Origin of the sequence: Borborobacter arsenicus (assembly GCF_003934165.1) — a bacterium.
Classification (GTDB): Bacteria; Pseudomonadota; Alphaproteobacteria; order Rhizobiales; family Rhizobiaceae; genus Pseudaminobacter; species Pseudaminobacter arsenicus.
This window is the reverse complement of the sequence record NZ_RKST01000007.1, coordinates 173375-187601: the sequence shown is the minus strand read 5'-3', so window position 1 is coordinate 187601 and position 14227 is coordinate 173375. Positions and strand designations below refer to the sequence as shown.

Genomic DNA, 14227 nt, shown 5'->3' with positions numbered 1-14227 from the left:
GATCTGTCGGAAGATTTAATTTGGAGCAGGTGACATGCCCGCAGTTGCGGAAATGCTCAAGCCAACCGAGGCGGCCGTAGTCTCGCGAGTGAGCCTGCGCGACGTCAATCGCGCCATCGACGAGCGCATTTTGCCGGAGGCCTTCGTATCGGTCGACAACGGCCGACACGTTCTGGCCGGCGCCTGCTCGTTCATCAGCTTCTACTTCGAGACCGCAAAGCGACTGACCTCAGAAGAGCGACTATTTGCGATCAGGACTGTAGAGTCGAAGCTCACACGCGCGCGCGGACTCGCATGGGCTGCACTGTTGCGCGAGGATTGGACAGTGCGCGATGAGTTTCTCACGATCGATCTCAGGCCGTTCCTCAAGAATACGAGCGACCGCATGTCCGATCTCGAGGCTTCCCGGGAAATGGTAACGTCCTCGAGTGATGTGCTCGGCGGAGCGCCCGTTATCCGGGGCACGCGCATTCCGGTTTACGATGTCGCTGCATCGGTCGCGGCTGATCATCCGATCGACCGGATCCTGGAGGCTTACCCCAGCATCGATGTTGAGAAGGTCAGGCTGGCGAGCATCTACGCCGAAGCCAACCCGCTCCGTGGCCGCCCTCGCGCCACCGGCGACCTTCCGGAAGGCTCCGTCATCGTCAGCGATCGCCGTGTTCCACGGCTCAGGAAGGCAGGACGAAGTTCCTGATTGATGAGTGCCTAAGTCCGGAGCTCACAAAAATCGCGCATGAAAAGGGCCACGGCGAGGCCAATCATGTCGTATGGCTGGGGCTCGCCGGGCTCAAGGATTGGGAACTCAAGCCGGTCATCCTCGATGGCGACTGGACCTTCGTCACCAAAAACTCCGTCGATTTTCGGGGCCCAAAGGATAATCCAGGCGCCAAAGGTCAATATGCTGACGTCGTAATCCACGCTGGACTCGTCTGCCTCAACGGCCCGCCAAGCATGGATCTAGACATGCAGGTGGAGCTTTCGAGCAGGCGCTGGTCGAGCTCAATCACGATGGCGATCTTGTCAATCAAGTCCTCGAAGTAACACTTGAGGACGAGGAGACGCTGCGCATTATCCGCTACGCGCTTCCGAAAGAGTGACCCACTAGGGATGTCTGTCATCATACAAATTTAATTTATTAATATCAATATCTTAGCTCCATAAGAGATCTTATGCGACTTGTTTATGTAGCGGGGTGCGTTCTATCTTGAAGTGCGACTTTGCAGCGATACCAACGGTTTATCGCATGCAGGGAACCGCACATGAACCGCACCTACTCCCAAATCACTTTGGATGAACGCCGCAAGATCGAGCGCTGGCGCCAGGCCGGCGTCAGTGTCGATACAATTGCGGAGAAGCTCGGCCGTCATCGGTCGGCGATTTTCCGCGAGATTGCGCGCAACAAGTTCGAGGACCGGGAGATGCCGGATTTGACCGGCTATTTCTGCGGGGCGGCCAACAGCCGGGCCAAGGAACGCCGCAGCCGTTATCGTAAGCTCATCCGACATCCGAAACTTCGCGCCTCGATCATCGAGCGTATCAAGCATGGTTGGTCGCCCGAGCAAATCGCCGGTCGATTGGCTTATGAACGCAGCGGCGTCCGCGTCTGCCACGAGACGATCTATCGCTTTGCCTATTCGGCCGATGGCCAGGAGATAAAGCTGTGGCGCTATCTGCCTGAAAGCCGCGCCCGCCGCCGGCCGAGGCACGTCAGGCGGCGTCATGGAAGGGCTGATCAATGTTCTCGGCCCCCTTCCCCATGCCGCCCGCCGTTCCATCACCTTCGATCGCGGCACCGAGTTTACCGACTGGCCTTATCTCCAAGCCGGGCTCGGCGCTCGGACATGGTTCTGCGATCCGCAGGCGCCATGGCAGAAAGGCACGGTGGAAAATACCAACCGTCGTGCACGCAAATGGCTGCCGCGGGACCTCGATCCGTTGTCAATCGAACATCGGGACCTCTAGCAGCTGTGCGCCCATCTCAACGCAACGCCACGCAAATGCCTGGGCTTCAGGACGCCGGCCGAAGTGTTCGGGCAAAAGCTGCTGGCCGACAATCGGTGACACAGCTACCCTGCCCTGACTGAAAAGTCGCACTTCGGCGAGAACTCACACTCTCTGTCACACGTCTATCGGCTCTTTGCGGCTGCAAACCAGAAGCCAAGACACAAGGTGAGAGAACCCGCAAAAATGGCCACCAGGACGGCATCGTAGCCGCCGCTGGCCTGCCATATGACGGCCGCCGCAAGAGGTGCCGCCGCCTGCATGAAGTTCATCGGCGCGACGAGAGAGCCGTTGACTGCGCCGTAAGCTTGCCGCGTCACCATTTCAGGCACGGCTATCCCCCGCACGATGGTGATCGTGCCGTTGGCTGCCCCGTAGAAGGCGGCGATTGCGGCGATCACCGAAACCTCGGGTGGGGCGAATGACAGGCCGATCACGGCAAGGGGGAACACGATCACGACCACCGATCCGATCGCCTTCACGGGAGCGCGAGACGCGAACGCCATGATCGCAATCCGCCCGATGACTTGGGCCGGGCCGATCACGGCCATGACCGTCACGACCCCTGCAGCGTCCAGGCCGCGCTCGAGGAGCAAAGGGTAGAGGTGATAGGTGAGCGACGAGAAGGCCGCGGCGTAGGAAACCCAGGCCAGCATCAGCCCCCAGTAACACGGCTTCCTCATGGCTGCCGCCACGGCGTGCTTCCCAGCCAGCGGCGCCGCCTCGTCCGGGTGCGCGATCCGCGCCGGGGAATCCTTGGAAGGGTCAATCGCAGTCAGATACAGGCCGCCGCAGACGATGCCGTTCACGGCGGCCATCCCAAGGAGCGCGCCCCGCCATCCATAGATGTCGATCAGCAACTGGATGAGCGGAATGAACACCGTACTGGCGAAGCCGCCCCAGAGCGTCAGGGCCGTTATCCCCCGCCGCGCGTTCAGGGGTCCCACCCGCCGCGCGATCACAGCAAAAGCGGGCTCGTAGAGTGTCGCCGCCTGCATGCATCCTAGAACCGCCATGACGGCATAGAAAGCCGTCAGGCTGGAAACCTGAGACCATGCGACAAGCAGCACTCCGGCGATCACTGACGCGCCGGACATGAGCGCGCGGCCGTGGCCTCTGTCGATCGCCGAACCGACCGGATACGCAGCCAGTCCAGCGAGGAACATGCCGAGCGTAGCCGCGCCATAAAGCTCGGGCTTGGACCAGCCGAGGCCGGTCCGCATAGCCTCCGCGATCAGGGGGAAGCCGTAGAACAGCGTTCCCCACGAGCATATCTGGGCGGCTCCCAGAGCGCTGATGAACCATCCGGTTCCCGCGCCTTCTCCCGCTGGCTTCACGCGGCGCTCCGGCAGCACCCGGCAGCCGCGGCGGGTTCGGATACCCGCTCTCCGCATCCGCACCCTGCGTCCCCAAGTTCCTTGGCCACTGCGTCGTCAACGCAACAAGCGTCGACACCTTCAGGAACAGGACCGCCGCAACACCCTGATGCGCCATCGCCGCCCCCAGCTGAAGGCGCAGCATTGCAAACGCCCGTCTCGGGCAGCACCAAGTAAACTTCGCGCGCGGCCTTCACCGTCGCCCCGAGCTTCAGGTTCGACGCGAGCTTCAGGTTCGACGCGATCTCCGGAACCGCCGCGAGCGGGGCAAGGTAGTCGCGCACGATCTCGCCCCCGGTCGGAAGCCAGTCGGGATCGGGAACGCACCAGCCGGTCCGTCCGAGGAGACCGCGCGCCGCCTCGTCGACGTTGTATCGCCAAGGAGAGAAGACCCGGACGTGCCCCCACTCGAGAAGCGCTGCCCCGACGCTCGCGCCCTTCTCAAGGACCAGCGGCCGGAGACCTCGGCTGGCCAGATGTGCCGCGGCGGCAAGGCCGACCGGGCCTGCGCCGATGACAGCAACCGGAAGATCGAGAGGGGACGCTATGTTCATAGATTCGATCCTTCTGGCATGTTCGAACTAATTGCGCAAAAAAGAGAACGATCAGGTGAGTTCGGCTTTCCTGGCGACTGGCGGACAGGAACCGTCGGCGCAGCATTCGTCGGCGAGATAGCCGATCAGGGACTGCATCGCAGGATAATGGGCACGGCAGATCAACGTGGTCGCCTGCCGCTCCTGCGAGACGAGGCCCGTGTCGACAAGCCGTTTAAGGTGATGCGAAAGGGTGGAGGCCGGGATGTCGAGCTTGTCCTGAATCCGCCCGACGGGCAGGCCCTCGTCGCCAGCCCGCACCAGCGTGCGGTAAAGCTGCAGCCGCGTCGGATTGCCCAGGGCTTCGAGCTGCAATGCTGCTTTTTCGAGTTTCATGGAATTAGCCTACATATCCGCTATGTCGCCGTCAAATGGAATTTCCAGAAGTCTCGAATTAGCGTCATTGCGACCGCTGGTTCACCCGCCTGGAAACCTCCTCCGCGGTCTCGACGCGCTCCGAATAGCGGTCCGTCAGGTAACCAGTCCGGTCGCGCAACAGCAGGGTGAGCTTCATCAGTTCCTCCATCACGTCCACGATCCGGTCGTAATAGGACGACGGCTTCATCCGTCCCGCCTCGTCGAACTCGTTGAATGCCTTGGCGACGGAACTCTGGTTGGGGATCGTGAACATCCGCATCCAGCGGCCGAGAATCCGAAGCTGGTTGACGGCGTTGAAGCTCTGGGACCCACCGCTGACCTGCATGACCGCGAGCGTGCGGCCCTGGGTCGGGCGAACGCCGCCAAGCGACAGCGGCAGCCAGTCGATCTGGGCCTTCATGATGCCTGTCATGGAGCCGTGCCGCTCGGGCGAGCACCAGACCTGTCCCTCCGACCACAGCGACAGCTCGCGCAGCTCCTTGACCTTGGAATGATCGGCCGTCGCCGAATCCGGAAGCGGCAGTCCGGAAGGATTGAAGATGCGTACTTCGGCACCGAGCCTCCGCAGGATTCGCGCCGCTTCTTCCGTCGCCAGCCTGGAATAGGAGCGTTCCCGCAGAGACCCGTAGAGCATCAGGATGCGTGGCGGGTGCGTGGCTCGCGGCCCGTCGAAGAGCGCGGCCGGATCGAGAGGCTGGAATTGGTCCTCATCAATGTTCGGGAAAGTGTCCATCGGACATGCGGCGTCGGTCATCGGCGAACTCCAGGCACTCGTGCGCGATGCAATGTGAGCGTAATTTCGATTTACTTGGAAATATAGATGGCATCGCATGCAGGTCAACCCTGCTTCGACAAAAACCGAAATAGCGTCAGCGCACGCGCCTGCCCGACGCGTCGATCACGACCTCGCCGTTGTCCTTGGTGAAAGGACCGATGTCGGGATTTGGCAGGACATCCAGGACCGTCTCGGAAGGACGGCACAGCCTGGTGCCCTGGGGCGTGACGACGATCGGCCTGTTGATCAGAATCGGATAGGCGAGCATGAAGTCGATCAGTTCGTCGTCCGTCCATTTGGGGTCGCCGAGTCCGAGTTCCGCGTAGGGCGTGCCCCTCTCGCGCAGCAGTTCGCGCGGGGTGATGCCCATCGCGGCAATCAGCTCGATCAGCTTCTCGCGCGACGGCGGGGTCTTCAGGTATTCGATCACCTCCGGCTCTTCGCCGGACTGGCGGATCATGGCGAGAGTGTTTCTGGACGTGCCGCAGTCCGGGTTGTGGTAGATGGTCATCGTCATTCGGCAGGGTTCCTGATCGCGGTCGGAGCAACGGCCGAGCCCGCCTCGTACCAGTCCTTGCTGCGGTTCACGATCCAGACGACCGACAGCATCACCGGAACCTCGACCAGCACGCCGACCACGGTGGCGAGCGCCGCGCCTGAGTTCAGGCCGAACAGGACGATCGCGGCCGCCACCGCAAGCTCGAAGAAGTTGGACGCGCCGATCAGCGCCGACGGGCCCGCCACGCAATGCCGCTCCCCCGAGATCCGGTTGAGCAGGTAGGCGAGACCGGAGTTGAAGTAGACCTGGATCAGGATCGGCACGGCGAGAAGGGCGATCACGAGAGGCTGGGCTATGATCTGCTCGCCCTGGAAGCCGAACAGCAGGACCAGCGTCGCCAGCAGTGAAACGAGCGAGACGGGCTGGAGCCTGGCGAGCAATCCGTCGAGCGCTGCCCGTCCTCCGGTGACCAGCAGCCGTCGGCGCACGACCTGCGCCACGACGACGGGCAGAACGATGTAGAGGACCACCGAGAGCAGCAGCGTGTCCCAAGGAACCGTGATCGCCGAGAGGCCGAGCAGCAGGCCGACGATCGGCGCGAAGGCGACGATCATGATCGCGTCGTTGAGCGCTACCTGCGACAGCGTGAAGTTCGGGTCGCCCCGGGTCAGGTTCGACCAGACGAACACCATCGCGGTGCAAGGTGCTGCCGCCAGGATGATCAGGCCCGCGATGTAGGAATCGATCTGCGCTTCCGGCAGCCAGGGCCGGAACAGCCAGCCGACGAAGAGCCAGCCGAGCAGCGCCATCGAAAACGGCTTCACCGCCCAGTTGATGAAAAGGGTGACGCCGATACCGCGCCAGTATGTGCCGACCTGCGCCAGGGACGCGAAGTCGACGCGCAGCAGCATGGGCACGATCATCAGCCAGATCAGCACCGCGACCGGAAGGTTCACCTTGGCGATCTCCGCCGCGGCAATCACGCCAAACAGGCCGGGCAGCATGTGCCCGAGCGCGATCCCGGCGACGATGCAGAGCGCAACCCAGACGGTGAGGTATTTTTCGAAGAAGCCGATCCTCGCCGGAGAGGCTTCGTCGGAAATCGGTACATGGTCAGTCATGGCATGCCTGTCAGTTCATCCCGCCTTCGGCAGGTTCCGGCCGATTTCGTCCAGCCGCCGCTGCAGCGCGAGCTTGTCGATCGATGCCATCGGCAGGCTGGTGAAGATAGAGAGCCGGCTGTTGAGCAGCCGGTAAGCCTCGGCGAAGGCCAAATGCTTCTCGGCGTTGGTGCCCTCCGCCGCTGCCGGGTCCAGAACGCCCCAGTGCGCGGTCATAGGCTGGCCCGGCCAGACCGGACAGGATTCGATCGCGGCATTGTCGCAGACGGTGAACACGAAATGCATCTCGGGCGCGCCGGGCGCAGCAAACTCTTCCCAACTCTTGGAGCGCGCGAAGGAGGTATCGAAATTCAGGCTCTTGAGGAGCTGGATGGCAAAAGGATGCACCTCTCCTTTGGGCTGGGAACCTGCCGAAAACGCCTTGAAGCGGCCCTGCCCTACCCGGTTCAGGATGGCCTCGGCAAGGATCGACCGCGCCGCCCGTGCACAGGAACAGCACGTTAAATGGATTCTCACTCATTCACAGGTTCCTTCTAACATTCGCAGGTGACGGCATCGATGACGGGGCGGCACAGCTCCGGCGAGCCGTTGCAGCAGTCCTCCATGAGGTAGGCGAGCAGGTCGCGGAACCCTGTCATGTCGGCGACGTAGCGAACGACGCGGCCGTCCCGCTCGGTACGGACGAGGCCCGCGTGATGCAGGATTTTCAGATGCGCCGACGTGGTGTTCTGAACCGCGCCGAGCCCGGAGGCGACTTCGCCGGAAGGCACGCCCTCCGTCCCTGCCTTCACGAGGAGCCGGAAGATGTCGAGGCGCGTTTCCTGTCCGAGCGCCGCCAGCGCAGCCAATGCAATCTTCTTGTCCATGTATCCGCAAATCCAGATATGATGGATATACGGGCCACATATGACACTGTCATGACCGCAGTCAACAGGATGCGGGCGACCTTCGCGGGTCACCGATCAGGAGCGTGCCCCGTGACCGCCAGCCTCGGCACCGCGAATTTTTATAATAGGTCATATATGATCTATTGTAAGGCTACATGGCCTTCAGCAGTCCATAAATGAGCTTTTGTAGATTCTACATTGACTGAAAGTCAAAAAGCTCATATATGAACCATTGAACCCAATTAGCCATTGTAGAGGTCAAATATGAACCTTAACGCAAACTATGAGGCAGCTACCTCCAGCCAAATCATGACGGAGATTGGTGACAGGCTTGAACAGGCAAGGCTTTCGAAAAACCTCTCGCAGCAGGATGTCGCCGACCGTTCAGGACTTTCGATCAGCACCGTGAAACGGCTCGAGCGCGGCGATTCCCCGACATTGGACAGCTTCATCAGGGCAATGGGCGCACTGGGGCTGGGTTCTCACCTCGACGCGCTGGTGCCAGACCAAACCGTACGGCCTGTCGAACGGGTCAAGCTCAAAGGACACGAGCGGCGGCGTGCCAGTCCCAAAGTTCGAACCCGAAGGCTCAGCAAGCCCAAGGCGTTCGCCTGGGGCGACGGTAAATGACGGACGCGACGGTTCGCCTTTGGGGAACCTCCATCGGCGCGGTCTCATGGCTACGAGACCAAGAGATCGGGGTATTCCAGTTCGACCCCGGATTCCTCGACAGCGGCATCGAGCTCGCCCCGGTCATGATGCCGCTCGGAGAAGGAACGTTCTCGTTTCCCTCGCTGCCCCGGGAAACCTTCAAGGGCCTTCCGGGCATGCTCGCCGATTCGCTTCCGGACAGGTTCGGGAACCGGCTCATAGACGCGTGGCTTGCCCGGGAGGGACGGTCGCCATCGAGTTTCAATCCTGTGGAACGGCTTTGCTATATCGGCAGCAGAGGGATGGGAGCCCTTGAGTTCCACCCCGCCATCAGCGGCATTCCCTCTTCGTCACGCGCAGTGCGGATCGATCGGCTGGTCGAGCTTGTCAACGAGATACTTCAGGAACGCGCAGGCCTCGTCGGCAAGCTGAGCGGCAGCGACGGGGATGGCGAGGTACTGGAGGACATCCTTAAGGTCGGCACCTCTGCGGGCGGCGCGGGGGCTAAGGCGGTGATTGCCTGGAACGAGAAGACGGGCGAGTTTCGGTCCGGGCAACTCGAGGCGCAGCCGGGCTTTACCCATTGGCTGCTGAAGTTCGACGGCGTCAGCAATAACCGCGACAGGGAACTCGCCGACCCGCTGGGCTTCGGCAGGATCGAATACGCCTGCCACCTCATGGCCATGGAAGCTGGGATCGACATGATGACATGCCGGCTTCATCACGAGAACGGCAGAAGCCATTTCATGACGCGGCGGTTCGACAGGACTGACGACGGTGGCAGGCTCCACATGCAGTCGCTGTCTGCGCTCATGCATTATGACTTCAACGAACCTGGAGCATACAGCTACGAGCAGGCAATCCGGGCGTTGAGGCTTGTCGACGCGTCGCATGAGGATGTCATCCAGCAGGCACTGCGTGCCGTCTTCAATATCGCCATACGCAACCAGGATGACCATGCGAAGAACATCGCGTTCCTCATGGACCGCTCGGGCCAGTGGCGGCTCTCGCCTGCCTTCGACGTCTGTTATGCCTATAATCCGACAGGAGAGTGGACCAACAGACACCAGATGAGCCTGAACGGCAAGCGCGACGGCTTCGGGCGGGAGGATTTCCTCCGGTTCTTCGAGAACGTCGGAATCAAGCCCGCGAAAGGAAGGGCAATCCTGAATGCAGCGCTCGAAGCTCGTAGCCGATGGAAAACGTTTGCGCACGAGGCAGGCGTTCCGGAGGCTGACGCCGCACGTATAGAGGCTGCCTTTCGGGCCATCTAGCATCGGTTGATGTGCCTGGTCTCCAGGAATTCATTCTGGCGTCTGCAAGTACCCGGCGGACGTCGTGAAATGGCCGCAGAGAATAGCCGGACAAGGGCGCGGTTGACGTAGCAGCACCGGGCCGCGATGTCCTGCGCAACAAAGATTTCGATTATGGTTACGGTTTTTCGCAGGATTCCGGGTCGCAGAGGTCCCCAGGCGAGCCCGCTTGCCGCCGCTCCCGCTCGGGCGGGTCGGAAGAAGTCCCTCGCCCAATCCGAAAGATGCTTTCATGGGGCGCCGGCGCTCCGACGGCTATGAGGCTGTGGTCCCACATGGATCCCAGACCCCGGCATAGGGCAGTCATCCGAACGCGAATCGTTAACGAAAGCATACGGTTGGCGGGACTTTCCGAGCATTTGGCAGGGCTTGACCTGACGTCGGAAATGAGGCGACTTCGCATCGAAGCCGGGACGCGGTCGAAGACATCAGATGACGGAAAGGCGCGGCGGAAGGGGGAGGATCGTTCACGAGGCGATCTTCCCCGGCCACGTCCGGACTCATTGTAAAAAGACCAATTCCAGCAAGGAAAACGGACGGGCGAAAACGAGGAATAGAAGGAGAAGCTTGGCCGGCGCCGCTGCACGCTTCCGACCCGTTGCGGGCGAAGCCGTGCATTTCCAACCCGAAGAAATCGCTTGCATCTGGAGGGAAACTGATGTTCCTGTTCCGTTCCATTCTGGCTGGCAATCGCGGGGCTTCCCGTATCCGTGGAGCGAGGACGTCATGCGAAGCGACGGGCCTGAACAGTTGGTATAGGCTGTGCCGATGCGAACCAGTTCCCGATCCTATTGCAAGCCGTTCCAGTATGCAGGCTAGTTGCCGCCCATTTTGGCGATCTGTTCGAGTCCGGCTTTGTAAATGTCGCTGATCACGGTCTTGGCTTCGGCGTCCGATTGGCCTTTCGCGTCAAAGCTGCCCTTCCAGTCCACCCTGGTCCGATCTCCCTCAGCCGAAACACTGATCGTAGCCTGGTAGTCCTCGACAGGAAGTGGAGATTCGATGATCTCATATGTGTAACTGGTATCGGTCTGCTCTACGAGTTTCTCCTTGATCGTGCCGCCGTCAGTGGCAGTGAGCGTGCGGTAGGTCGCCCCTGCCTCGTCGGTTTGCTCGCATTTTGACACGCCCGGATGCCAGGTCTGAATAGCGCAAAAATCGCCGATCTTTTTCCAGACGGAATCCGGTGTTCCGGCCACAGTGGTGGAACTGGCGACCTCCAGCGCGGCGGCTGACCCGACCAGAACACCCATTGCAGCAATAGTGGACGACAGGATTCCTAGAGTTCTTTTTGTCATCTGCGGATTCCTCTCTAAGAGGTGGCTCGGTTTGTCCGAATAGTTTTGGGCGTTTCGCTAAGTGGATTTCCGCCTCGATTATGCCGCTGCCATCATGGGCATCAGCGTATTGAAGTACGCCTGATCGGGCGTCCGCCAAGGGATGAATGTTGGGCGTCGGCTGTTGTAAGGTCAGATATCGACCGATGCCAGCGCGGGCCTCGGACACGGTTTGGTAGGCGTGGAGGTAGACCTCCTCGTATTTGATCGAGCGCCAGAGCCGTTCGACGAAAATCCCGCCACACGCCCTTGCCGTCCATCGATATGGCGATCTCCGCCTTCTTCAGCGCAGCCGTGAAGTCGATGGAGGTGAACTGCGATCCCTGATCCGTATTGAAGATGTCGGGCTTTCCATAATGCGCAAGCGCCGCCTCCCGCGACGAACCGCGTGATCTGTCGTTGTGAAACTCCTCCTCGATACTAATTATTGTCGGAGGTCACAAAGCCCTCCCCCGACACACGTGTCCTAGAATGGCTAGACAGGCTCGATGAGGACCGAACATTCATCAGCGTGGTGTCGATTGCTGAAATTCGGCGCGGCGTAGCCCTCATGGATGAAGGTCGACGACGCGATACCCTGGCTGAATGGCTCGCGCGGGAGCTGCCGCAACGCTTCGAGCAGAGGGTTCTGCCGGTAGACGAGGCTGTGGCTCTGGCTTGGGGAGATTTGATGGGCGTTGCGAAGCGCCGCAGCCTATCGTTAATGGATGGCTTGGTCGGCGCCACCACCATCTTGCAAAGCCTCACCCTTGCGACGCGTAACATAAAGGATTTCGACGGCTTCGGAATCGATCTCTACAATCCGTGGACGCCGTGAACCGATCAGCGATCATCGCGAAGTTATGGCACTATCTGCCCGAGCGTCGGTGCGTCGCCGGCTTCGCCATGCCCGACGACGCTATGGCCGGGGCAATTGCAATGACAATGCTATTCGTCGTAACCATTTCGACCACTTGATTTTGGAGGAGACGCAGCATGGACCGTTTCACCGGCGGCTGCCTGTGCGGCAATGTCCGAATTGTGGCGTCGGGGCGCCCATATCGGGTCGGCCTCTGCCACTGTCTCGACTGCCGCAAGCATCATGGCGCCCTTTTTCATGCTTCCGCGGTGTTCCCTCAGGATGCGGTGACGATCGATGGCGAGACGCGCGACTATGCCGGGCGGTTTTTCTGTCCCCGCTGCGGATCCTCTGTTTTCGGCCGTACCGCCGACGAAATCGAAGTGAACCTGGGATCGCTCGATGCCCCTGACCAACTGGTGCCGACCTACGAACTCTGGACTATCCGTCGCGAGTCCTGGTTGCCGCCGTTTCCGCGCAACAGACGCTACGAGCGCGATCGTGACGCCACGAACCGCTTCGAAGAATAGGTCGGATCAGTGGCTTTCGGATCGACCGGCCGTTCGGTAGGCGACGCCAGTGCGTCACTCCGGAAGGCCGGCCTTGCGGAAGCCATCTACGAAATGCTCAAGAGTCGCGGCGTCGCGAAATGGTTCCGTCGTGGCCCAGTGACGGATCGTGAAATCCGGGTTGCCAATGAGGAACAGTTCGACCTCGGCGCGCGCCGCGTCGAGCCGGCCGAGTTGTGCAAGGCTTGCCGCCAGGAAACGGCGTGAGCTTGTCCGATAGGTCTCGTCGCTGCGCAATGTCTCGACAGCGGCTTCGTAGTCGCCGGCGGCATATTGCGCCTGGCCGAGCGCCAGATAGTACCAGCTCGCCGGATAAGGGTTCAGCCGAAACGCCTTGCCTATATGTTCAAGCCCCTCCCCGATCCGCCCGGCCAGGACCGCGATGTCGGACAATGCGGCCCACGCATCGGCCTCGTTCGGATCAATCTCGATCGCGTGCCCGAATTCCGCATCCGCCTCGGCGAAGCTGCGCTCATAGGCAAGCAGGTAAGCCAGCACCCAGCGGCAGCCGGCATCGTTGGGATCGATCGAAACGGCCTTGCGCGCCAGCTCCAGGGCAATGCTGCGGGAGGACTCGGTCGGTCCGCCGGAATGCACCCATCCCATCCAGTGGTTCATGGCAAGCCAGCGATAGGCTTCTGCATATTCCGGATCGAGCGAAACCGCGCGCGTGAGCATCAGATGCGCTTCCCGCGCGGTCTGCGGCGTATCATCCATCAGCTTGCGCGCCCGCACGCACAGATCGTAAGCCTCAAGATTTCTGGGCCGATTGCGTGGCGGCGGTGCGCGTAGCCGGCCGAGCAACGCCTCCACGATCCTGGCCGTCACCTCGTCTTGAACAGCAAAGACATCTTCCAGGCTGCGGTCGAAGCGTTGCGCCCAAAGATGATCGCCGCTCACCGCATCGACCAGCTGGGCGTTGATGCGCACGCGCCCGGCGGCACGTCTCGCGCTTCCCTCCAGCAGGTAACGCACGCCCAGGTCCTCGGCGATCTCGCCCACAGCAAAAGTCTTTCCCTTATAGGCAAAGACCGAGTTGCGGGCGATGACGAACAGGCCGGAGATCCGGGAGAGGTCCGTGATCAGGTCTTCGGTCAGCCCGTCCGCAAAGGATTCCTGCTCCGGATCGTTGCTGAGATTTATGAAGGGCAGCACAGCTATCGATGGTTTTTCGGGCAGCGGCAAAGGTTTTCGCTTCGCGCCGAGCCGCTCGACGGCGCCCAGGAAGCGGTAGCCGACACGCGGAACCGTGGCGATCCATTCGCCTCCCCCTTCACCACCATCCCCGGCCGGGCCAAGCAGCTTCCTGAGTTGCGCGATCTGGACGGTGAGGTTGCCTTCCTCGACCGCCCTGCCCGGCCAGGCCGCGTCCATCAACTCGGCCTTGCCCAGGATTTCACCTTGCCGTTCGACGAGCGCCGCAAGCAGCCTCAACCCGCGATAACCCACGGCGACGGGGTTATCGTTCCGAAGCAGTGTTCCCGCACTCGGATCAAGCACGAACGGGCCAAAGGCAAAACGCGATCCCTGCATGCGGTGAATCTATAGCCCATTTGGAAGTTTTGAGAACTTTTTGGGAGAGCTTAATTACGGCGCGGCTCGTATCCCGCAGAATTCATCCTCTTTCCGGTCGAGGGCCCCGGCCCTCAAATCATATGGAGGTTGCCATGAACGATATCCGTGTGGGGCTGGCTGAAGCATCGCATCGCCACTACAGCCTGGCGGCCTTGCGAAGCATGATCGCGACCTGGGACGAGCGGATACGCTTTCGCTGGGAACTTGAGCAAAAATCGAAGGACGATCCCCATCTGATCGAGGATATCGGCCTGACGAAACGGCAGGTCGAGGCTGAGATCGCCAAGCCCTTCTGGCGACGATAAGGTGAA

15 protein-coding genes and 4 pseudogenes are annotated in these 14227 nt (G+C 61.2%); 8 read left to right on the top strand and 11 right to left on the bottom strand.

Going from position 1 to position 14227, the window contains the following annotated elements; genetic code table 11:
- Positions 1-34: 34 nt before the first annotated feature.
- From EET67_RS13160 to EET67_RS13150, 3 genes and pseudogenes are all read left to right on the top strand, one after another.
- Positions 35-697, top strand: a complete 663-nt coding sequence (locus EET67_RS13160; RefSeq protein WP_128626631.1) for a DUF433 domain-containing protein — start codon at positions 35-37, stop codon at positions 695-697.
- Complete coding sequence (locus EET67_RS13155) at positions 694-1044, top strand: hypothetical protein (RefSeq protein ID WP_170313233.1); 351 nt, start codon at positions 694-696, stop codon at positions 1042-1044. Before EET67_RS13160 ends, EET67_RS13155 begins: the two co-directional genes overlap by 4 nt.
- A gap of 218 nt (positions 1045-1262) precedes the next feature.
- Positions 1263-2064: pseudogene (locus EET67_RS13150) on the top strand (IS30 family transposase).
- Positions 2065-2129: 65 nt separating this feature from the next.
- Here EET67_RS13150 and EET67_RS13145 read toward each other — a convergent pair.
- The 8 genes and pseudogenes from EET67_RS13145 to EET67_RS13110 form a co-directional block, all read right to left on the bottom strand.
- Entirely contained in the window at positions 2130-3341 is a 1212-nt protein-coding gene (locus tag EET67_RS13145; protein ID WP_245450898.1) for an MFS transporter, read from the bottom strand.
- Complete coding sequence (locus EET67_RS26515; RefSeq protein WP_128626629.1) at positions 3338-3934, bottom strand: FAD-dependent oxidoreductase; 597 nt, start codon at positions 3932-3934, stop codon at positions 3338-3340. The genes EET67_RS13145 and EET67_RS26515 overlap by 4 nt, the downstream gene beginning before the upstream one ends.
- Before the next feature lie 51 nt (positions 3935-3985).
- The gene (locus tag EET67_RS13135; RefSeq protein WP_128626628.1) at positions 3986-4309 is read right to left on the bottom strand and encodes an ArsR/SmtB family transcription factor; all 324 of its coding nucleotides are present in this window, start codon (positions 4307-4309) and stop codon (positions 3986-3988) included.
- Between the two features lie 64 nt (positions 4310-4373).
- Complete coding sequence (gene arsH / locus EET67_RS13130) at positions 4374-5105, bottom strand: arsenical resistance protein ArsH (protein ID WP_281011075.1); 732 nt, start codon at positions 5103-5105, stop codon at positions 4374-4376.
- 115 nt (positions 5106-5220) lie between these two features.
- A complete protein-coding gene (gene arsC, locus EET67_RS13125) occupies positions 5221-5643 on the bottom strand; it encodes an arsenate reductase (glutaredoxin) (RefSeq protein WP_128626627.1) in 423 nt (140 codons plus the stop codon).
- The gene (gene arsB, locus EET67_RS13120; RefSeq protein WP_128626626.1) at positions 5640-6746 is read right to left on the bottom strand and encodes an ACR3 family arsenite efflux transporter; all 1107 of its coding nucleotides are present in this window, start codon (positions 6744-6746) and stop codon (positions 5640-5642) included. The genes arsC and arsB overlap by 4 nt, the downstream gene beginning before the upstream one ends.
- 15 nt (positions 6747-6761) lie before the next feature.
- Positions 6762-7266 (bottom strand): annotated as a pseudogene (locus EET67_RS13115) (arsenate reductase ArsC).
- A gap of 13 nt (positions 7267-7279) precedes the next feature.
- Positions 7280-7612 carry an ArsR/SmtB family transcription factor gene (locus EET67_RS13110; RefSeq protein WP_128626625.1) on the bottom strand — a complete coding sequence of 111 codons (333 nt, stop codon included), beginning with the start codon at positions 7610-7612 and terminating at the stop codon, positions 7280-7282.
- A gap of 285 nt (positions 7613-7897) precedes the next feature.
- Between EET67_RS13110 and EET67_RS13105 the strand changes: the two genes are divergently transcribed.
- The gene (locus EET67_RS13105) at positions 7898-8263 is read left to right on the top strand and encodes a helix-turn-helix domain-containing protein (protein ID WP_245450895.1); all 366 of its coding nucleotides are present in this window, start codon (positions 7898-7900) and stop codon (positions 8261-8263) included.
- A complete protein-coding gene (locus EET67_RS13100) occupies positions 8260-9558 on the top strand; it encodes a type II toxin-antitoxin system HipA family toxin (RefSeq protein WP_128626624.1) in 1299 nt (432 codons plus the stop codon). The genes EET67_RS13105 and EET67_RS13100 overlap by 4 nt, the downstream gene beginning before the upstream one ends.
- An 854-nt stretch (positions 9559-10412) precedes the next feature.
- Here the strand turns inward: EET67_RS13100 and EET67_RS13095 are convergent.
- On the bottom strand, positions 10413-10895 hold the full coding sequence (locus tag EET67_RS13095; RefSeq protein ID WP_128626623.1) for an SRPBCC family protein: 483 nt from the start codon (positions 10893-10895) through the stop codon (positions 10413-10415).
- 78 nt (positions 10896-10973) lie between these two features.
- Positions 10974-11308: pseudogene (locus tag EET67_RS13085) on the bottom strand (transposase); the annotation flags it as partial.
- 27 nt (positions 11309-11335) lie between these two features.
- Here EET67_RS13085 and EET67_RS13080 point away from each other — a divergent pair.
- Positions 11336-11751, top strand: a pseudogene (locus EET67_RS13080) (PIN domain-containing protein).
- 158 nt (positions 11752-11909) lie between these two features.
- Positions 11910-12302, top strand: a complete 393-nt coding sequence (locus tag EET67_RS13075) for a GFA family protein (protein WP_128626622.1) — start codon at positions 11910-11912, stop codon at positions 12300-12302.
- A 54-nt stretch (positions 12303-12356) separates the two neighbouring features.
- Here EET67_RS13075 and EET67_RS13070 read toward each other — a convergent pair whose 3' ends face one another.
- Complete coding sequence (locus EET67_RS13070) at positions 12357-13874, bottom strand: winged helix-turn-helix domain-containing tetratricopeptide repeat protein (RefSeq protein WP_128626621.1); 1518 nt, start codon at positions 13872-13874, stop codon at positions 12357-12359.
- Between the two features lie 134 nt (positions 13875-14008).
- On the opposite strand from EET67_RS13070, the gene EET67_RS13065 reads away from it, so the two are divergent.
- Complete coding sequence (locus EET67_RS13065) at positions 14009-14221, top strand: DUF1127 domain-containing protein (protein WP_128626620.1); 213 nt, start codon at positions 14009-14011, stop codon at positions 14219-14221.
- The last annotated feature ends 6 nt before the right edge of the window (positions 14222-14227 follow it).